At 67.9% G+C, this 19,933-nt stretch carries 17 protein-coding genes; 11 read left to right on the top strand and 6 right to left on the bottom strand.

Annotated elements, in window-relative coordinates:
- Window positions 1-3: 3 nt before the first annotated feature.
- The 4 genes from OHS03_RS01310 (at window position 4) to OHS03_RS01325 (ending at window position 5,534) form a co-directional block, all read left to right on the top strand.
- Entirely contained in the window at window positions 4-2,775 is a 2,772-nt protein-coding gene (locus tag OHS03_RS01310) for a ComEC/Rec2 family competence protein (protein WP_328660070.1), read from the top strand.
- The gene (gene holA, locus OHS03_RS01315; RefSeq protein ID WP_328660071.1) at window positions 2,772-3,743 is read left to right on the top strand and encodes a DNA polymerase III subunit delta; all 972 of its coding nucleotides are present in this window, start codon (window positions 2,772-2,774) and stop codon (window positions 3,741-3,743) included. Before OHS03_RS01310 ends, holA begins: the two co-directional genes overlap by 4 nt.
- Window positions 3,744-3,749: 6 nt before the next feature.
- On the top strand, window positions 3,750-4,160 hold the full coding sequence (locus OHS03_RS01320; protein WP_328660073.1) for a bleomycin resistance protein: 411 nt from the start codon (window positions 3,750-3,752) through the stop codon (window positions 4,158-4,160).
- Window positions 4,161-4,325: 165 nt separating this feature from the next.
- Complete coding sequence (locus OHS03_RS01325; RefSeq protein ID WP_407942447.1) at window positions 4,326-5,534, top strand: LCP family protein; 1,209 nt, start codon at window positions 4,326-4,328, stop codon at window positions 5,532-5,534.
- Here the strand turns inward: OHS03_RS01325 and OHS03_RS01330 are convergent, their stop codons facing one another.
- Both OHS03_RS01330 and rpsT read right to left on the bottom strand, forming a co-directional pair.
- Window positions 5,535-5,795: a hypothetical protein gene (locus tag OHS03_RS01330; protein WP_328660077.1), complete on the bottom strand. Its 261-nt coding sequence runs from the start codon at window positions 5,793-5,795 to the stop codon at window positions 5,535-5,537. It abuts the gene before it with no gap.
- A 110-nt stretch (window positions 5,796-5,905) separates the two neighbouring features.
- On the bottom strand, window positions 5,906-6,166 hold the full coding sequence (gene rpsT / locus OHS03_RS01335) for a 30S ribosomal protein S20 (RefSeq protein ID WP_063056037.1): 261 nt from the start codon (window positions 6,164-6,166) through the stop codon (window positions 5,906-5,908).
- Window positions 6,167-6,476: 310 nt separating this feature from the next.
- On the opposite strand from rpsT, the gene OHS03_RS01340 reads away from it, so the two are divergent.
- The 4 genes from OHS03_RS01340 (at window position 6,477) to OHS03_RS01355 (ending at window position 10,766) form a co-directional block, all read left to right on the top strand.
- Window positions 6,477-8,102, top strand: a complete 1,626-nt coding sequence (locus OHS03_RS01340; protein ID WP_328664039.1) for a circularly permuted type 2 ATP-grasp protein — start codon at window positions 6,477-6,479, stop codon at window positions 8,100-8,102.
- Window positions 8,103-8,106: 4 nt separating this feature from the next.
- Window positions 8,107-9,084 (top strand): alpha-E domain-containing protein, encoded by a 978-nt coding sequence (locus tag OHS03_RS01345; protein ID WP_056821459.1) that lies wholly within the window; start codon window positions 8,107-8,109, stop codon window positions 9,082-9,084.
- Window positions 9,081-9,923, top strand: coding sequence for a transglutaminase family protein (locus OHS03_RS01350; protein WP_056821458.1), 843 nt, complete (start codon window positions 9,081-9,083; stop codon window positions 9,921-9,923). Before OHS03_RS01345 ends, OHS03_RS01350 begins: the two co-directional genes overlap by 4 nt.
- 66 nt (window positions 9,924-9,989) lie before the next feature.
- Window positions 9,990-10,766 carry an aquaporin gene (locus OHS03_RS01355; protein WP_056821457.1) on the top strand — a complete coding sequence of 259 codons (777 nt, stop codon included), beginning with the start codon at window positions 9,990-9,992 and terminating at the stop codon, window positions 10,764-10,766.
- 55 nt (window positions 10,767-10,821) lie between these two features.
- On the opposite strand, the gene OHS03_RS01360 is transcribed toward OHS03_RS01355, so the two are convergent.
- Entirely contained in the window at window positions 10,822-11,373 is a 552-nt protein-coding gene (locus tag OHS03_RS01360) for a type II toxin-antitoxin system PemK/MazF family toxin (protein WP_056821455.1), read from the bottom strand.
- A 70-nt stretch (window positions 11,374-11,443) separates the two neighbouring features.
- Here OHS03_RS01360 and lepA point away from each other — a divergent pair, with 70 nt between their 5' ends.
- Window positions 11,444-13,318, top strand: coding sequence for a translation elongation factor 4 (lepA, locus tag OHS03_RS01365; protein ID WP_378711386.1), 1,875 nt, complete (start codon window positions 11,444-11,446; stop codon window positions 13,316-13,318).
- A gap of 20 nt (window positions 13,319-13,338) precedes the next feature.
- Here lepA and OHS03_RS01370 read toward each other — a convergent pair whose 3' ends face one another.
- The 3 genes from OHS03_RS01370 to OHS03_RS01380 are packed head-to-tail and all read right to left on the bottom strand — an operon-like array spanning window position 13,339 to window position 15,784.
- Window positions 13,339-14,619 (bottom strand): HAMP domain-containing sensor histidine kinase, encoded by a 1,281-nt coding sequence (locus OHS03_RS01370; RefSeq protein ID WP_328660081.1) that lies wholly within the window; start codon window positions 14,617-14,619, stop codon window positions 13,339-13,341.
- Window positions 14,616-15,308 carry a response regulator transcription factor gene (locus OHS03_RS01375; protein WP_056821450.1) on the bottom strand — a complete coding sequence of 231 codons (693 nt, stop codon included), beginning with the start codon at window positions 15,306-15,308 and terminating at the stop codon, window positions 14,616-14,618. The genes OHS03_RS01370 and OHS03_RS01375 overlap by 4 nt, the downstream gene beginning before the upstream one ends.
- A 35-nt stretch (window positions 15,309-15,343) precedes the next feature.
- Entirely contained in the window at window positions 15,344-15,784 is a 441-nt protein-coding gene (locus tag OHS03_RS01380; protein ID WP_328660083.1) for a hypothetical protein, read from the bottom strand.
- A 277-nt stretch (window positions 15,785-16,061) separates the two neighbouring features.
- Between OHS03_RS01380 and OHS03_RS01385 the strand changes: the two genes are divergently transcribed.
- The gene (locus OHS03_RS01385) at window positions 16,062-18,086 is read left to right on the top strand and encodes a hypothetical protein (protein WP_328660085.1); all 2,025 of its coding nucleotides are present in this window, start codon (window positions 16,062-16,064) and stop codon (window positions 18,084-18,086) included.
- Between the two features lie 44 nt (window positions 18,087-18,130).
- Window positions 18,131-19,933, top strand: coding sequence for a P-loop NTPase family protein (locus tag OHS03_RS01390; RefSeq protein ID WP_328660086.1), 1,803 nt, complete (start codon window positions 18,131-18,133; stop codon window positions 19,931-19,933).

Genomic DNA, 19,933 nt, shown 5'->3' on the forward strand with positions numbered 1-19,933 from the left:
CGGATGAGCGCGGGGGCGCAGGGGGAGGCAGTCGGTGCCGAGGTGGAGCATCAGGTGCTCGATATGCGGCTGGTGCCCGCGGCGCTCGGGTGCTGGGTGGCGACGATCGTCGCGGTGACCGTGGGGTGGGTTGCGGGCTCGGTGTTGGCCGTAGGTGCCGTGGCGGTGGCGATCTGGCTGTGGGTGGTGCTGTTGTGGGCGATGGCGCATCGGCGGGAGCGATGGCGGGTTGTCGCGGTTACCGGGTTGGCGACGATGTTGCTCGGCGCAGGCTTCGCGGCTGCGGGTGCTTGGCAGGAGCATCATGTCCAGTCGCACCCGCTGCGAGAGTCGTTCGGTCGCTCGGTAAGTGTGTTCGCGGTCGTCACCGACGATGCGAAGCCGATGCGCGCCGGTGGGTTCGGTGGCGAGCGACGGTGGATTGTTCGCGCGGGTCTGCGCGAGTTCGGTCAGGGTCGGGAGTGGACACAGGCGAGCGGTTCGATCGTGGTGCTCGCGCAGGGAAGCGAATGGGCGGAGTTGTCGCCTGGACAGCTGGTGCGGTTCCGGGCAGAGGTCAGTGAGCCGAGCCGCGCGGATCTGACTGTTGCCACGCTGCGCGCCACCGATGCACCCGAGCGGATCGGCGAGCCGCCGTGGTGGCAGCGCGTTGCGGCGAACGTGCGATCGGACCTGGTCGAAGCCTCTGCCGCGGCACTGCCACCTACCGCGGCAGGATTGCTGCCCGCGCTCGTCGTGGGCGATACCGTCGCATTGTCAGAAGATGTGCGTGACGCGTTCGAAGTGGCTGGGCTGCAGCACCTTTGTGTTGTCAGCGGAGCCAATTTCACGATCCTGTTGACGGCTCTGTTGGCACTCACCCGACTGCTCACGGCAGGTCCACGGATCAGCGCCGCCGCGGCGGCGGGGGTCGTCGTACTGTTCGTCGTCATCGCGCGTCCCGACCCGAGTGTACTGCGCGCGGCAGCGATGGGTTCGGTGACAGTGCTGGCTCTGCTCACCGGACGCCGCAAACAGGCGCTACCCGCGCTGTGCGCGGCCGTGATCGGATTGCTCGCCGTCGCACCACAATTGGCGGTGAGCGCGGGATTCGCACTCTCCGTGATCGCTACGGCGGGCCTCATTCTGCTGGCGCCCAGCTGGGCGGACTGGTTGCGAGCGCGCGGATGGTGGCGCGCACCCGCGGAGATCGTCGGGGTATCGGCGGCCGCGTTCGTCGTCACCCTGCCGCTGATGGTCGCCCTGTCGGGGCGGGTGAGCCTGGTGGCGATCGTGGCGAACGCGCTCGTCGCACCGGTGGTGGGGCTGATCACGGTGATCGGTGCGGTGGGCGCGGTCGTGGCGTGCGGGTGGGGTGGTGGTGCGGTATGGGTGCTCTGGTGTGCCCGCCCACCGATGTGGTGGTTGCTCGGCGTCGCCGATCGCGCTGCTTCGGTGCCGGGCGCCGCGGTCACTGTGCCGGGAGGTGCTGCTGGGGGAGCGGTCGCGGCAGTGGTCGTCGTGGCGGTCGTGGCAGCCTTGCGCTGGTCGCACACCCGCAGATTCCTTGCCGTAGCGGCGTTGGGTGTATCGATAGTGCTGCTCCCGGTGCGCTTCGTGCAGCCGGGTTGGCCGCCACCAGGGTGGGTGCTCGCGATGTGCGACGTAGGCCAAGGCGATGGCCTGGCCTTGTCGGTCGCTCCTGGTGTCGCGGTCGTCATAGACGTCGGCCCCGATCCTCGCCCGATGCGGGCGTGCCTGGACCGGCTGAGAATCACCCACATCCCCCTACTCGTCCTCACCCACCCCCACGCCGACCACATCAACGGACTCGCAGGCGCCCTCCGCGGCCGCACCGTCGACGCGATTGCCACCGCCCCGGGCGAACTCCGACCGGCCATCGCCCGAACCTGCGCCGTCGCGAACCGAACCCACGAGCCGACGTCGGCCCCGGTACCGACACCGACCGCGTCCGGGGAACCGCACCTGGCTGCGGCCTCACACCAGAGGAAGGGAGCACCGACTGTGGGTGGCGATACGCGTCCGAGGACGGGGAGCGATCAGGTCGTCTGCCCGAGTGGAGCCCCGGGGGAGAGCTTGGCGAAGGGTGATAGGCGGTCAACGGACCACGGTGTTTCCCAGCGAGAATCGCACGGCCACAGTGACGACTCCGGTGGCGTCGAGCGGGTGGCGCAACTCGCTGGTGCGGCCGGTATTCCGCTCATGGAACTCCACGCAGGGCACGAAATGACCTTCGGGACAGTCGGACTACGTGTGCTGGCGCCGAGCAAGGAGGAGCCGACATCCTTGGCGGCCGATGAGGCCAACAATCGGTCGCTGGTGATGCGGGCTCGTACTCCGGCCGGGACGATCCTGTTCACCGGTGACATCGAGGCCGAGGCGCAGGACCGGATCGTGCGCGGCGGCGATGTCAGGGCGGACATTCTCAAGGTGCCGCATCACGGATCACGCACCACCACAGCGGAATTCCTCCGTGCTGTCCGCCCGCGCCTGGCCTTGGTCAGCGCCGGGTCAGGCAACACCTTCGGTCACCCGCATCCAACGGTGACCACCGCCCTTGCCGCGCTCGGCACCACCGTGGCTCGGACCGACGTCGACGGTGACGTCGTGATCGTGGGCCCCGCCTCCGAACTGCGGACTGTCACGTCCCGCCGACGCGCGCCACCTGCGCGCCACGGACCCGCGCCCCGATGGCGTCGGCATGGTTTCGGGGTGAATCGCCGGAGGTGGCGCGTGTCCGGGTTGTCGGTGGGCGTACGTAGGATCGCCTGGTGAGCGAACGCCCTGCCTCGGTGCACCTGGTCCTCGGCGACGAGGAACTGCTGGTCGAACGTGCGGTTGCGAAGGTGACCGCACAGGTGCGGGCCGGTGCGCCCGATCCGGATTCGGTGCCGGTCGATCGATTGCGCGCCGGTGACGCGAGCACCGCTGAGCTGGCCGAGTTGCTCAGTCCGTCGCTGTTCGCCGAAGACCGGGTGATCGTGCTCGAGTCGGCGGCCGAAGCGGGCAAGGACGCGGTCGCGGTGATCACCGAGGCCGCGGCCGATCCGCCCGACGGTGTGGTGCTCATGGTTCTGCACTCGGGCGGCGGCCGGGCCAAGGCGCTGGCGCCCGCACTGCAGAAGAAGGGCGCGACCGTCCACGAGTGCACGAAGCTCAACAAGGGCGCCGAGCGGGCGGAGTTCGTGCGGGGCGAGTTTCGGACGCTCGGGGTCAAGGTACCGACCGAAGTCGTGCAGGTCCTGCTCGAATCCGTCGGTTCGGAACTGCGCGAATTGGCCGCCGCCTGTTCGCAATTGGTGTCCGACACCGGTGGCAAGGTCGACGCGAACGCGGTCCGTCGCTACTACTCCGGCCGAGCCGAGGTCACCGGCTTCGACGTTGCCGATCTCGCCGTCGCCGGCGACCGTCCCGGCGCGATGGAGGCTCTGCGCTGGGCCACCGACCGCGGTGTCCCACATGTCCTGCTGGCCGACGCCCTCGCCGACTCCGTCCACACCATCGCCAAAGTCGGCTCGGCAGGCCGAGGCGACCCGTTCGCCCTCGCCCAGAAACTCGGCATGCCCCCCTGGAAGATCAAAAAAGCCCAGGCCCAAGCCCGCGGCTGGAACCCCACCACCATCGGCACCGCCCTACAGGTAGTCGCCACCCTCAACGCCGACGTGAAGGGCGGCGCCGCCGACGCCACCTACGCTGTGGAACACGCCCTCGCCCGCATCCTCGACCTCCGCACCACCGGCTGAGCCCAGGTGCCCCGCCTGATCCCCGAACTCATCTGCTCGGACCTACAGGGCAGCCTGGCTTTCTACCGCGTACTCGGGTTCCGCATCCGATACGAGCGGCCCGAAGAGCGATTCGTCTACCTCGAACGTGACGGCGTCGATCTCATGCTCGAACAACCGACCGACCACGACCGGCTCTACCCACGCGCACCGCTCGAGCATCCATACGGGCGAGGCATCAATCTGACTATCGACGTGGACGACGTCGCCGAACTGCACGCGGCGATCACCTCGACCGGCCGGGACCTCTACCTCCCGTTGGAAGACCGCTGGTACCGGCGGGCCACCGACGAGGTCGGGGTGCGCCAGTTCGCAGTGCAGGATCCGGACGGCTATCTGCTGCGGATTTCCCAGGATCTGGGTACCCGGCCCCACTGAACAGGCGCGCCGCACCTCCATCCAATCGGGATCGAATCGCGATACCAGGTCGCTATCGCGGCTGGCACAGTTGATCATGAGATGGTTGAGCCGAGTGGTAGCCGGGATGGAAGAGGCGGGCGCGGTCGACGCGGTCGGGGCTCGGCGGGGCGAACAGCGCGGCAGGTGGTGAAGGTTGTCGCGGCGGTGTTGTCGGCCGCGGTGGTGGTTGTCACGGCGTATGGGTGGTCGACAGCGGGGAGTTTCGACGCGGGGTTCTTGCGGTCGCGGGCGATCGGTGACGACGCACCGCATTCACTCGGAGGCGATCTCAATATCCTGTTGATCGGGTTGGACACCCGGCGCGATCAGAACGGCGACGAGCTGCCGTCCGAAGTCCTCGACCAACTGCACGCGGGCGACGGTGACGAGGGCGGATACAACGCCAATACCCTGATCCTGGTACACATTCCGGCCGCGATGGACAAGATCGTCGCGGTATCGATTCCCCGCGACGACTATGTGCCGGTCAGCGGCATCCCGGGCTACACCAACGCCAAGATCAAGGAGGCGTACGGGTTGAAGAAGGCCGCTGTGCAGGACCAGCTGATCGCGCGGGGCGTCACCGATCAGCGGAAGCTGGAACAGGCGGGTAGGGAGGCGGGGCGCGCCTCGACCGTGGCCGCGGTCCGGGATCTGACGGGGGTGCCGATCGACAGATTCGCCGAGGTCACCCTGGGGGGATTCTACGATCTGGCCGCCGCGCTCGGCGGCGTGGAGGTCTGCTTGAACAAGCCGGTGAAGGACGACGAGTTCTCCGGCGCCGATTTCCCCGCGGGCCGCCAGCAGCTGGATCCGGCACAGGCACTGGCCTTCGTCCGGCAGCGGCACGGGCTGGAGAACGGTGACCTGGACCGAACGCACCGGCAACAGGCGTTCCTGACCTCGGTGGCCAGGCAGCTACGTAGCGCGGGCACGCTCACCGACCCGGGCAAGCTCTCGGCGCTGATGGATGTGGCGCATCGCAACATCGTGCTGTCGGACGGTTGGAACATGACCGAATTCGTCCGCACCCTCGGCGCCGCCGACGATCCGCAGGTCGAATTCCGCACCCTGCCGGTGCTGCGCTACGACGTGATCAACGGCCAGGACGTGAACATCGTCGACCGGTCCGCGATCCGCCGCGAGATCGCCGCGGCCTTCGGTATGCCGGTACCGACTGCCACCACCGCCAAGCGCACCGGACAACGCACGGAACCGCCTGCCGCCTGGTCGTCGGAGTCGACCGCGGGCGCTTGGCGAACCAGCACGACCACCTCGGAGACGGAGACTCCCGACGCGGGCAAGCCGGTCCGCGGCGATATCACCTCGGGGCAGGTGCCCTGCGTGAACTGACTACTCGCCGGCGACGACGAGCGAGACGTCCACATCCTCGTCGTCGGCGTCGTCGAGATCGTCGTAGCGTCCCTCCCACTCGTCGTAGAGGGGAACTTCGTCCTCACGGGTGACGATCCACGCGGCGCCGTAACCACCCTCCTCGTCGGGCACCATCACATTTTCGACCTTGAGACCGATGCCGAGGATCTCCGCCGCGCGGATCACCTCGGCCAGGTCATCGCCTCGTACCACCGTCTGATTCGCGTACACCGTCAACATGGCGCGAATGGTAGCCGGTGGGAAGGAACGACAAAAGCCGCCGTGGTCATCGAGGCCACGGCGGCTGCGTCTTGCGAGGTATTACCAGCGAGCGCCAGGCTCGCCGACGATCAGATCTTGTTCAGAGCCAGCGCGAGCGCGGACTTCTTGTTGGCCGCCTGGTTGGCGTGGATGACGCCCTTGGACGCGGCCTTGTCGAGCTTGCGGCTCGCGAACTGCAGCTGCGCAGCAGCCTTTTCCTTGTCACCGCTGGAGGCAGCTTCACGGAAGTTGCGGATCGCGGTGCGCAGCGCGGACTTGACCGACTGGTTACGCTTGCGCGCTTCCTCGTTGGTACGGATCCGCTTCATCTGGGACTTGATGTTGGCCACGCCTGTATCCTCTGGTTTCCTGTCGCTGGGTGGTATTCCTTGAAAGCTCGTCGGGCGCGCGCCCACGATGCAGCAGATGGTGCTGAACTACGGGTAACACCGCGCCGAAGATCGAGGTTACCAGCTCGGCATCCCCCGGCGAAATCGGCCCTCGATCCACTCCGACCGGGGAGACGATGCCGATTTCGCCCGTTTCAGGTGATGCAAAGAATTTACCTGCGTCACACACGACCCTGCCGCCGGGTGATGCAGAGTTTTTGTCATGACCTCCACCACTGCGCCGAGTACGGCTCGATCTGCATCACCGGCCATGGTGAGAACGAACGGCCATCCGACAGCCACGCACACCGGATTGTTCGAGGGGTACGGCCCCGGCCGCTTCGCCGACGCGTTCGACGAGATGTTCGACGGGTCGGGAAAAGTACGGGCACCGTACAAGGGAATCCACGCCGCGATGGCGGCCAATGACGTCGATGACCTGGCCAAACGATCCGACGCGCTGGACCGCGCGTTCATCGACCAGGGCATCACCTTCTCCCTCTCCGGTCAGGAGCGGCCGTTCCCGCTGGATCTGGTGCCGCGGGTGATCGCCGCCGCGGAGTGGGCCAAGCTCGAACGCGGGATAAAACAGCGGGTCACCGCGATGGAGCTGTTCCTGGCCGACGTCTACGGCGAGCAGAACATCCTGCGTGATCAGGTGATCCCCAAGCGGCTGGTCACCTCGTGTGAACACTTCCATCGCGAGGCCGCGGGGCTGGTGCCGCCCAACGGCGTGCGTATCCACGTCTCCGGCATCGACCTGGTCCGCGACGAGAAGGGCGACTTCCGGGTACTGGAGGACAACCTGCGCTCGCCGTCGGGGGTGTCCTATGTGATGGAGAACCGGCGCACGATGGCCAGGGTCTTCCCCGATCTGTTCTCCTCGCACCGGGTGCGCGCGGTGGGCGACTATCCGGGCCACCTGCTGCGCGCGCTGCGGGCCTCGGCGGCGCCCAACGAGGTCGACCCGACGGTGGTGGTGCTCACGCCGGGCGTACACAACGCCGCCTACTTCGAGCATTCGCTGCTCGCCAGGCAGATGGGCGTCGAGCTGGTGGAGGGTCGCGACCTGTTCTGCCGCGACAACGTCGTCTACATGCGCACGACGGCGGGTGAACGTCAGGTCGACGTGATCTACCGGCGCATCGACGACACCTTCCTCGACCCGATGCACTTCCGCCCCGACTCCGTGCTCGGCGTCGCCGGGGTGCTCAACGCCGCGCGCGCGGGCAATGTGGTGATCTCGAGCGCGGTCGGCAACGGCGTCGGCGACGACAAGCTCATCTACACCTACGTGCCCAAGATCATCGAGTACTACCTCGGCGAGAAGCCGATCCTGCCCAATGTCGACACCTTCCGCTGCTGGCTCGACGACGAACGCGAGGAAGTGCTCGATCGGGTCGGCGAACTGGTGGTCAAACCGGTCGAGGGTTCCGGCGGCTACGGCATCGTGATCGGGCCCGACGCGTCGGCGCGCGAGCTGGAGGCGATCAAGCGCAAGATCAAGGCCGACCCGCGCGGCTGGATCGCTCAGCCGGTGGTGCAGCTCTCGACGGTGCCGACCAAGATCGGTGACGATCTCGCGCCTCGCCACGTGGACCTGCGTCCGTTCGCGGTCAACGACGGCGACGACATCTGGGTGCTGCCCGGCGGTCTCACTCGGGTCGCGCTGCCGGAAGGCTCGCTGGTGGTGAACTCCAGTCAGGGCGGCGGCAGCAAGGACACCTGGGTGCTGGCCGGGCGTACGGGGTCGGTCGACCGGGAACTGGCCGGACCCGAACTCGTCGGCGAACCGCCGCAAGCGGATTCGTTCGAGCTCGGTCGCGAACTCAGCACGCCGCAGGCCAATCAGCAACAGCAGCAACAGCAGCAGACACAGCGGTTGATCGGGGAATAGGGAAATGCTTGCTCGAAACGCCGAATCCCTCTACTGGATCGGTCGATACGTCGAGCGCGCCGACGATACAGCGCGCATCCTGGACGTGGCAGTCCACCAACTGCTCGAAGACGCCACCGTCGACGCGGACCGCACCTCCCGCGTGCTGCTGAAGGTGCTCGGGATCGAACCGCCCGAGGGCCTGAGCCTCGACGTGTGGTCGGTCACCGATCTCGTCGCCTACAGCCACGACCACGGTGTCTCGATCAGCGACTCCATCACCAAGGCCCGCGAGAACGCCCGCGGCGCACGCGAAGTCACCTCTAGCGAGATGTGGGAGTGCCTCAATGCCACCTACAACGGCATGGCCGCGGCGGAGCGGGCAGCGCGTGGCCTCGGCCCGCACGAGTTCTTCTCCTACATCAAGGGCAGGGCGGCGATGTTCACCGGACTGACCGACTCCACCCTGAGTCGCGACGACGGCTACCGCTTCCTGCTGCTCGGGCGCTCCATCGAACGTGTCGACATGATGGTGCGACTGCTGCTCTCGCGTGCCGGTGACAAGACCTCCTCACCCGCGTGGGTGACCGTGCTGCGCTCGGCGGGTGCGCACGACACCTACCTACGCACCCATCGCGGCGCCCTCGACGCCGCCAGGGTCGCCGAGTTCATCCTGATCGACCGCCTGTTCCCGCGTTCGGTGTTCCACACGCTGCGGGTCGCCGAGGCATGCTTGACCGAGCTCGACCAGCGTCCCGGCAGCCGCGTCGGCGCGCGGCACGAGGCGCAACGGGTGCTCGGACGCGCGCGCAGCGAACTCGAATTCCTGCCGCCGGGAGTGTTGTTGGAAGATCTGCAGAGCCGCCTGCTTGCCCTGCAGAAATCGTGCCGCGAGCTCAGTGAAGCCGTGTCACGCCAGTACTTCCATGCCGCCCCGTGGGTGGCGTGGACCGATGTGCGCAGCAAGCAGGACAGCCGCGTGCAGGTAGAGGGAGAGCTATGAGTTGGCGGATCAGGGTGGTGCACACCACCGGTTATGTCTACGACGCGCCTGTGACGCGCTCGTTCAACGAGGCCAGGCTCACCCCGCGCGCCGACAGCAGACAGAACGTGATCCTCAATCGCGTCGAAACCGTGCCCGCGACAAGGGCTTATCGCTATACCGACTACTGGGGCACCGCGGTCACGGCCTTCGACCTGCACGCGCCGCACACCGAACTCGAGGTGACCGGGTCCTCGGTGGTCGAGACCGAACCGTTCGCCGAACCCACCGAGGAACTGAGCTGGGACGAACTGCAGGGCGGGCGGGTGATCGACCGGTTCGACGAGATGCTCAGTCCCACTGCCTATGTGCCGCGCGATCGCAAACTGTCGACCGTGGCGCGCCAGCTCTCGCGCGGTGAGGAGCCGGCCAAGGCGGTGGTGCGCGCGGCCGAGTGGGTGCACAAGGAAATGGACTACATCGCGGGCACCACCTCGGTGCACACCTCGGCGTTGGAGGCCTTCGCCGAGCGTCGTGGCGTGTGCCAGGACTACGCCCACCTGACGCTGGTGTTGTTGCGCAGCATGGGAATTCCCAGTCGCTACGTATCCGGGTATCTGCATCCGAAGCCGGGCGCGGAGATCGGCGAGACCGTGGCGGGCCAGTCACACGCGTGGATCGAGGCGTGGACCGGGCAGTGGTGGGGATACGACCCGACCAACAATCTCGCCGTCAACGAACAGCACGTGTCGGTCGGTGTCGGACGTGACTACGCGGACGTGCCGCCGTTGAAAGGCGTGTTCTCGGGCGGCGGCTCGACGGACCTGGAGGTCGTTGTGGAGGTCACCCGCCTCGCGTAGTGTCCGAGAGGCTCGTGCGGACCCCGCTCGCCGCGGGGTTGATTCCTCCCGGAGAGGTGGCAGCCGATGTCTCCCACTGCACAGGAACTCGTCGAAATCGAAGTCGTCCCCGAGCCGAAGAAGTGGGCGGCCGAGGGGCTCGGCAGCTTCATCCTCGTGATCTGTGGCGTCGGCACCATGGTCTTGGCGGGCGATCGGGTCGGCTCGCTCGGCGTCGCCTTCGCCTTCGGGCTGTCGCTGATGTTCCTGGTCTACGCGATCGGGCCGATCTCGGGGTGTCACGTCAATCCGGCTGTCACGCTCGGGCACCTGCTGCTCGGGCGGATCAGCGCGATCGGTGCGGTCGGGTACGTCATCGCTCAGCTGGTCGGCGCGTTCCTCGCCGGACTCGTGCTGTTCGCGTTGGCCAACAATCTGCCCGCCTACGACCGCACCGTCGACGGTCTCGGCGCCAACGGCTGGGGTGCGCACAGCCCGTCGGCGGTGACCGGGCCTCTCGGTGAGGTCGTCGTGCAGAACGGGTACGGCTTGGCGGCCACCATCATCATCGAGGTGATGTTGACCGCGCTGCTGGTGTTCGTGGTGCTGGCCTCGACCGATCAGATCTCCGACGTGCCGCTGGCCGGGCTCTCGATCGGCGTCACCCTCACCGTGGTCTTCCTGGTCTCGTTGCCGATCGACAACACCTCGGTGAACCCGGCGCGCAGCCTCGGCGTCGCGCCGTATCAGGTCGGGGCGATGGGGCAGGTGTGGGCGTTCATCGTGTTCCCGCTGATCGGCGGGGCATTGGGGGCACTGCTCTACGGCCTGATCTTCGGCCGGTCCAAGGACGTGCTCACCTAGCGACCGAACAATCGACCCTCGATCCGGTGCACCCGGGTCGGGGGTCGATTGTCGTTCAGCTCCAGCTGTATTCGGCGACCAAGCGGTGCGCGACCAGGTCGAAGGTCTTGCGCTCGACGATCGCGCCCTCGCGCCGGATGCCGTCCTCCGGGACGTCGAGCACCCGGTCCAGCCGCACCCAGCTCGGCCTGCCGTCGTGATCCCACGGCCCGGTGCCGATCCCGACCCAGTTGTGGTCGTGTGCGCGGTCGGCCTTGGACGACAGCATCAGTCCGAGCAGGGTCTTGCGGTCGCGTCCGACCACCAGCACCGGTCGGTCCTTGCCATTGGTCGGGTCTTCTTCGAAGGGCACCCAGGTCCACACGATCTCGCCGGGGTCGGCGCGCCCGTCGAGCTGTGGGCAGTAGACGATCTGGCGGGCGCGATGAGCCGTCGGCACGGGGGTCGAGGCCGTCGGGCGAACCGCGACGGCGGGTCCGGACTTGGTCGCTAGGGCGTCCACCAGCTTCTCGAGCAGTCGCGGCCCCTGCTTGCGCACGATTTTGGGCCCCTGCTCCTTGGCGATGACGCCGAGCTGCTTGCCGAGACTGTTCCAACTGCTGGCCATCCCTGAAATATAACGCCGACCCACCCTTGGAGCGCACCGGTGGCACAGTCGCGGTGGCGCGCATGGGACGATGGGCGCAGTTCGCCTATACCCCGCGAGGAGTGGAGTGGCTTCCAGTTTTGCCGATACGACGTTCACCGATCCGTCCCGGATCCGGAACTTCTGCATCATCGCCCACATCGACCATGGCAAGTCGACCCTGGCCGATCGGATGTTGCAGCTGACCGGTGTGGTCGAGGAGCGGGCCATGCGCGCCCAGTACCTGGACCGGATGGATATCGAGCGTGAGCGCGGCATCACGATCAAGGCGCAGAACGTGCGGTTGCCGTGGCAGGTCGACGGCACCGACTACGTCCTGCATCTGATCGATACCCCGGGCCACGTCGACTTCACCTACGAGGTCTCCCGCGCGCTCGAGGCCTGTGAAGGCGCGATCCTGCTGGTCGACGCCGCCCAAGGCATCGAGGCGCAGACGCTGGCGAACCTGTATCTGGCGCTGGAGAAGGATCTCACGATCATTCCCGTGCTGAACAAGATCGATCTGCCCGCCGCGGATCCCGATCGCTACGCCGCCGAGCTGGCCCACATCGTCGGTTGCGAGCCGGGCGACGTGCTGCGCGTCTCGGGCAAGACCGGCGTCGGCGTGACCGAACTGCTGGACAAGGTGATCGAGGCCGTCCCCGCCCCCGTGGGCGACGCCGACGCACCGGCCCGCGCGATGATCTTCGACTCGGTCTACGACACCTACCGGGGCGTGGTCACCTACATCCGCGTGGTCGACGGCAAGATCTCCCCGCGCGAGAAGATCAAGATGATGTCGACCGGCGCGACCCACGAGTTGCTCGAGGTCGGCATCGTCTCGCCCGAACCCAAGCCCACCCAGGGGCTCGGCGTCGGCGAGGTCGGCTACCTGATCACCGGCGTGAAGGACGTGCGTCAGTCGAAGGTCGGCGATACCGTCACCAGCGCCCGCAACGGCGCCACCGAAGCTCTCACCGGCTACCGCGAGCCGCGCCCGATGGTGTACTCCGGTCTGTACCCGGTCGACGGGTCCGACTACCCAGATCTGCGTGACGCGCTGGACAAGCTGCAGCTCAACGATGCCGCGCTCACCTACGAGCCGGAAACCTCGGTGGCACTCGGCTTCGGTTTCCGCTGTGGCTTCCTCGGTCTGCTGCACATGGAGATCACCCGCGAGCGGTTGCAGCGCGAGTTCGGACTCGAGCTCATCTCCACCGCGCCCAACGTGGTGTACCGGGTGGAGATGGAGGACGGCACCGAACACGTCGTCACCAATCCGTCGTACTGGCCGGAGGGCAAGTCGCGGCACGTGTACGAACCCATCGTGAAGTGCACCGTCATCTCGCCGAGTGAGTTCATCGGCTCGATCATGGAGCTGTGCCAGCAGCGCCGCGGCGAGCTGGGCGGCATGGACTACCTGTCCGAGACCCGCGTCGAGCTGCGCTACACCATGCCGATGGCCGAGATCATCTTCGACTTCTTCGATCTGCTGAAGTCGCGCACCCGCGGCTACGCCAGCCTCGATTACGAAGAGGCGGGCGAGCAGGAAGCCGATCTGGTGAAGGTCGACATCCTGCTGCAGGGCGAGGCCGTCGACGCGTTCAGCGCGATCGTGCACCGCGACGCCGCACAGGCCTACGGCCACAAGATGACGAGCAAGCTGCGCGAACTGATCCCGCGTCAGCAGTTCGAGGTGCCGATCCAGGCCGCGATCGGCGCGAAGATCATTGCCCGCGAGAATATTCGGGCGATCCGCAAGGACGTTCTCGCCAAGTGCTACGGCGGCGATATCAGCCGTAAGCGCAAGCTGCTCGAAAAGCAGAAGGAGGGCAAGAAGCGCATGAAGACCATCGGTCGCGTCGAGGTCCCCCAGGAAGCCTTCGTGGCGGCACTGTCCTCGGATTCGGACAAGCCGAAGAAGTAGGCACGTCCCCAGCACGACTCTCAGGCGCCGGTGCTCACCGGCGCCTGAGCTATTTCCACCCGCAGGCGGACGCCGCCGAGCGGGCTGCGGTCGAGTTCGGCGGTGCCGGAATGCAGTTCGGCCTGCTGGCGAACCAGCGCGAGGCCGAGGCCGGAACCGGGGGAGCCGGGGCGTTTGGCAAAGCGGTCGAAAGCGGTAGGGGACAGGTGTTCCGGTATGCCGGCGCCGTTGTCGTCGATGGTGATCTCGGCGCCGTTTCCGGTGGCCCGCGCGGCGACGGTGACCTCGGTGGCGTGCCCGTGCAGCACCGCGTTGGCTACGGCATTGGTCACGATCAGCATGATCCCGCCGGGCAACCCGTGGACCGGAACCGGGTCACAGGCGGCGAGCGCGACCTCGACGCCGGGGTTCGCGCGGCACGCGTTCTGCACCGCGCGGTCGAGGGTTTCACACAGTTCGAAATCTTCGAACGCGTCATGATCGGTGAGCTCGCCGACGGCCAGACGTTCCAGATCTGTGAGGGTGCGCTCGATCTGGCCCTCGGCGGCCAGTACGTCGGCCAGCACGGCGCCGCGCTGGGCGGCGGGCAATTCGGTGCCCGCCAGCACCTGCAGGTCGGTGCGCATGGCGGTGAGTGGGGTGCGTAGTTCGTGGGCGCAGACGGCGGCGAAGTCGCGGGCACTCGCCAGCGCCTGTCGGGTCTCGCCGTGCGCGGTCTCGAGGCGCGCGAGCATCCGGTTGATCGCGTCGGAGAGTTCTTCGGCTTCCTTGGCTCCACGTCCGGACAGCGGCGGCAATTCGTCGAGTGTGTCTATTTCATGGGTGGCAGTGGCCAGCCTGCGCAGCGGGCGGGCGGCGAATCCGGCCAGCACCCAACCCAATACGGCGGCGGCGATCACCCCGGCCACGCCGATGCCGAGTCCGATCAGCTGGCTGCGCGTGATGGCGGCGTCGACGAGTTCGCGATCGGGGTCTAGCCGGACCACCAGCCCCGGCGCGCCCTGCACCTGCGCGAGCGACTGGTCCGTCGGGCTGCCGGGAACCACGATCGTGTGTTCACGGGGGAAGGGCGGTGCGAGGACCGGGGGTCCGGGTAAGGACGGAGCTCCTGGATTCTCCGGATCACCGTCGAATCGTTGCGCGACCTGCACCCGCATGCTGGACACGGTCTGATCGAGCTGGCTGGTACCCGCCACCTTCAGCAACGCGCCATAAGTCAGGCCGAGGGTGACCGCGACGATCGCGGCGACCACGGCCGATACCAGTGCTACCCGGACCCGCAACGACCACGAGGCCTTCACGGCTGATCCCGCAGCACGAATCCGACCCCGCGCACGGTGTGCACCACCCGTGCGACGCCGTCGGCCTCCAGCTTGCGGCGCAGATACGAGACGAATACATCGACCACATTGGTGTCGGTGCTGAAGTCGTAACCCCACACGGTCGACAGGATCTGTTCGCGCTCGAGCACGATCCCGGCATTGCGCGCCAGCATCGCCAGCAGTTCGAACTCGCGTTTGGTGAGGTCGACCGGCGCCGAACCCGCGTGCACCCGATGCCCGGCCAGATCGATCATCACCTCGCCGACCTGGATCGTGTCGGCCGTGCCGGCCGCCGTCACCGGTCTGCGACGCAACAGCGCGCGCAGCCGGGCGACCAACTCGCCCAGATCGAACGGTTTGGTGAGGTAGTCGTCGGCGCCGCGTTCGAGTGCCGCGATCCGATCGGTGACCGCACTGCGCGCGCTGAGCACACAGATCGGGATGTCGTTGCCCATCGCGCGCAAGGCGGTGACCACACCGACGCCGTCGAGTTCGGGCATGTTCACGTCGAGCACCATGGCGTCCGGCGCGGCCGACCCCACCAGGGTGAGCGCGCGAGCGCCGTCGGGTGCGGTGATCACGTCGAACCCGGAGAGTTCGAGGCCGCGCCGCAATGACGCGAGCACGCGGACCTCGTCGTCGACGACCAAGATCTGCTGTCCGGTCATGCACTCACCCTAGTGTCGGTCATTGTTGTCGCTGGTCAGAAAGGGTGCGCGGGGGTCGATTCGGCGGAGCCGCTACCCGGCGCGGGCACCGTCTCGGAGAACTCGCGCGGCGCGATCACGATGGTCCGCCCTCCGTCGGGGTCGATGCGCGTGCACTCGACCGGACCGTCCACCCGCGGCCCGAGGTTGCCCGGCGCGGGAAGCGACTGCCCCCGGCCCGGCTCACCGGGTGCGACGTGGCGGAATTCGACGCGCGGTCGGTCGGGGGCGGCGTCGTGGAAACCGGTGTCCGGCAGCGGCGGCAGGTCCGGCACGCCGTCGCCCGGATCGGTGCAGATGATCGTCGTGCGCTCACCGCCGTGCGACGGTGCGCCCGGATCGGCGGTCGCGATGCCCGCGGAGGTGGCGGTGATCACGGCGGCGCCACCGAGCAGCGCGAGGGCCGCGCGGCGATTGCCGGTCGAGAATACGGTCATGGTCGGGCTCCTGACTGGGAGTTTCACCGGCCCCTCGGCCGGCGAGCCCGACGTTATGGCGCCGAACTTCACACTCCGTTGAGCAATCGTTAAAGTTCTCTTGGGATGTCGGCGCCCCTGATTCCCCGGGCTCGCCGAAACATGTTGTTCGCCATAAGGTGAGTACCAACCGGCCTGCACGAAATGACAGGCCGACGTTCGGAAAATAGTGTTGGATGGGCCTCACTTCGCCGCTGTTGTGGTGGGGAACTACAGCGATGCGAGTGTTGGAGCTTTGATGACGCGTGATCTGCCTTTCGACGACGGTGCCGCGCGCGAAGAGGGGTCGGAGGGGTCGGACACGGCCTACCGGATCGCCAACGGCGTAGCCAGGGTGGCCAGGGCGGGCGCCTATGTCACCGGTGGTGCGTTGGTCGCCGCCAACGGGACTTCGCGTGAACCGGGCACCAGTAATGCCGACAGCCGGTACGCGGGCTGGTCGCAGCAGACCGTGCCCACCGACCCGAGCCCGGACGCACCGAGCCCGATCGTGACCTTCCCCGACCTGGCCGTCGAGCCCCTACCTGCACCCGTGGTGCCGCACACGCCGTTCTTCACGCCGACGAATCCCGATGTCTCGATGGTCGCCGCGCCGGACGAATCCGGCTGGCGCCCAGAAATTCCCGGCTCCGATGGTGATCGTGAGTTCCGGATCCCCGCCAATGACGAGTCGTCCAGCGGCATCGGCATTCCCGGCTACGGGCATACACCGGCCGGCCCCGGATACAACGACAACCCGCACCCGCTACCTGGGACCACGCCGGACCCGGGCTTCGACCTCCCCGGTTTCGAGGGTCTGCCCGGTGGCGGCGATTTCCCCGGTTTCGACCTGCCCGGCGTCGGCAACGGCCTGCCCGGTTTCGACGGTCTGCCGGGCGGCGGCATCGGCATTCCGGGCTACGACGGGCTGCCCGGACAGGGTTTCGGCATTCCCGGCTATGACAGCGTCGGTATGCCCGGTGGCAGCCCGGGCGGCTCCAACGGCATGTTCGACGGAATCGGCAATCTGGACGGCATGTTCGACGGTGTCGGCGCGATGGTGACCACCGACTGGCAGGTCGACGTCCACGTGGGGCTCGATGGAGTATGGGCGACCTCGCAGATGAAGGTCGACGTGCAGGTCGGCCAGGTCGGCGATCAGCTCGACGACTACGGCCAGTGGCTCGGCGACGGACTGAAGGTTCCCGGCGACCCGGCGGCCGCCTCGCCGACCGGGCCCGGCCTCGGCGGTTCCTCGTCCAGTGGTACCGGCCTCGGCAACTCGTCGGGTGCCCCCGGCCTGCCCGGATCCTCATCCTCGGGCATCGGTCTGCCGGGTACGCCCGCGGCCCCCGCCCCTGCCGTCGCCGGGCCCGCGGCCCCTGCTGTCGTGGCGCCTGCCCCCGCACCCGTCGCCGCGGCACCGTTCGCCCCGGCTCCCGCGCCGATTGCCCCCGCTCCGGCCCCGATCGCACCCGCCGCGCCCGCGCCGGTGGCTGTCAGCCCCGTGGTCAGCACGCCGTTGCAGACCACCATCCAGCCCGAAGCCGCGTCCACCCCGATCGCGAATGTGTTCGGCCACCAGGGTGTTTCGCCGCTCACCGCGCCCGCGGCCTCGGTGCCCGCGCTGTTCACCCCGGCCACGCCGACGAAACCCGTTGTGCTGCCCGATGTCACCGGTGGCTCTCACCCCTCGACCACCGTGCCGGTCACCGTCCCGTCCAAGGTCCCGACGGTCGATCTCGACACCCCGACCACGGTGAAGCTGCCCGGTTCGTCCACGGTCCCGACCGTGCCCGAAATCACCAAGGTGCCGGTGCCGACCACCGTCTCGCCGACCGGTCCGGCCAAGCCCACCGTCCCCGACGACGACCTCACCACCACGCCGGGCACCTCCGGCGGCGTGACGACACCCTCGACCGGCACGAGCACCCCGACCGTCGACGTGCCGAGCCAGACCACGCCGCACACGACCGTGCCGGTACCCACCACCCAGTCGACCGCTCCCACGAAGCAACCGACCATCGATGCGCCGACCAAGCAGCCCACCGTCGACATCGATCCGCCGTCGGTGGTCACCCCGCCGCCGGTCACCGTGCATCCCACCGTCGCGCCGGTAAAACCCCCGGTCATCGAGACCAAGCCGATCGCCGCCGAGTTCGACCAGCACGACGGCGGTTACCATGGCGTTTCGGCCGGACTGTTCGATACGGGCATCGGTGGTGGCGATTTGCTCGCTGCCGCGTTTCCCGTCGAGCACCATGGGTATGACTTCGTGGTCTGACACGACGATTTCGGCCGTGTCGATGTGACGAGAGTGAGGAACAGTTGTCTGCCGCAGCCGGACTGCAGACCGCGACGGTGAAGCATCCGGATGTGATGGCTCCCGTTGTCGCGCTGGTCGACGAACTGCGGGAACTGGTCCGCTCGGGCGGCCGCAACGACCTCGATGCGCGCCTCGGCATGGTGCGGGCCAGGCTCAGTGATCCACGGGTCCGGATCGTCGTCGTCGGTGAGCCGCAGGCGGGGATGAGCACGCTGGTCAACAGCATGGTCGGATCCCCGGTCAGTGCCACCGAGGGCAAGCCCAGCGTTCCGGTGATCGTCGAATACGGCCAGGCGCCGAAAGCGACGCTGGTGAAATCGGCGCCGGGCAGCCGGGTCGAACGGGTACCCGTCGATCCGCTGAATCCGCTGCCCGCGCTGACCGCCCTCGGCGTGCTGCGCGCCGAATTCGCCGAGCCGAGCGCCCTGCTTGCCGACGGTCTCGTCGTGATGGACGCCCCCGGTTCGACCGCTCACGAGGCGGCCGCCTGGTCGATGATCGCCGCCGCCGACGTGGTCCTCTACGCCGCGGATGCCGCCGCCGAACTCACCGAAGCTCAGCTGGACTACCTACGTCGGGTCGAGCAGGTGTGTCCGTCGGTGGTCTGCGTGCTCACCAAGATCGACCGCAACCCGCACTGGTCGCTGACCCAGCGGCGCAATCGCACACTGCTCGACGGTGCCGGGCTGAACTTCGCGGTGGCTCCCGTTTCCGCTCGGCTGCATCGCGAGGCCACCGAGCGCGGCGACCAGCAGCGCGATGCCGAGTCGGGGGTGCCCCAGCTCATCGACCACCTGCGTGAATATGTTGTCGCCCAGGCTGATTCGGTGGCTGTGACGGCCGCGGTCCGCGATATCGCGCTGATCACCGACCAGCTCACCGTCACCCTGCGGGCCGAGTCGGATACGCTGCGCGACCCGCGCAGGCGCGCCGAGATCACCCAGCGCCTGGCCGCCGCGCGCACCACCGCCGATCAGCTGCGCCAGCGCACCGCCACCTGGCAGGTCACTCTCGTCGACGGCAGCTCCGAGCTCAGTGCCGATATCGAACACGATCTGCGGCACCGCTTGCGCACACTGGTCCGCGAGGCCGAGGCCGAGATCACCCGCACCGACCCTGCCCGCAAGTGGTCCGATTTCGCCTCCGAACTCGACGCGCGCATCTGCGAGGCGGTCGAGGAGAACTTCGTGATGGCGCACTACCGCGCCGTCGAGCTCACCGAGCAGGTGGCCTCGAAGTTCCCGCCCGACAACCGGACCCCGCCGCTGCCCGAACTGCGACTGACCAACCCCGGCGAGGTGCTGGAGCCGGTACAGCCGCTGGAACCGCTGGAAAGTGCCAAAGCCGGTGTGGGGCAGCAGCTGCTCACCGCACTGCGTGGCTCCTACGGCGGCATCCTGATGGTCGGTCTGGCCACCAGCCTGCTCGGCATGTCGCTGGTCAACTGGTACTCCGCGGGCGCGGGTGTGCTGCTCGGCGTCAACGCGCTTTGGGACGACCGCAAGAACCGCAAGCATCGCAGGCAGGCCGAGGCCAAGGTGGCCGTCGCCCGGCTGGCCGATGACGTGATCTTCCAGGTGGGTAAGGAATCGCGTAACCGCCTGCGCGCGCTACAGCGGGTGCTGCGCGACCACTACACCGAGATCGCCGCCGAAGTGGGCCGCACCGCCGACGAGGCCCTGCGCGCCGCCGAGGAAACCGGCCTACGCTACGGCGACCATCGCGAACTGCGCATCACCGAGATCGACGCGGGCCTGCGCACCGTGGCAGGGCTGCGAGCCCGCGCCGAACGTCTCGGGTATTGA

The organism is Nocardia salmonicida (assembly GCF_036142455.1).
In the GTDB taxonomy this organism is placed as follows: Bacteria; Actinomycetota; Actinomycetes; order Mycobacteriales; family Mycobacteriaceae; genus Nocardia; species Nocardia salmonicida.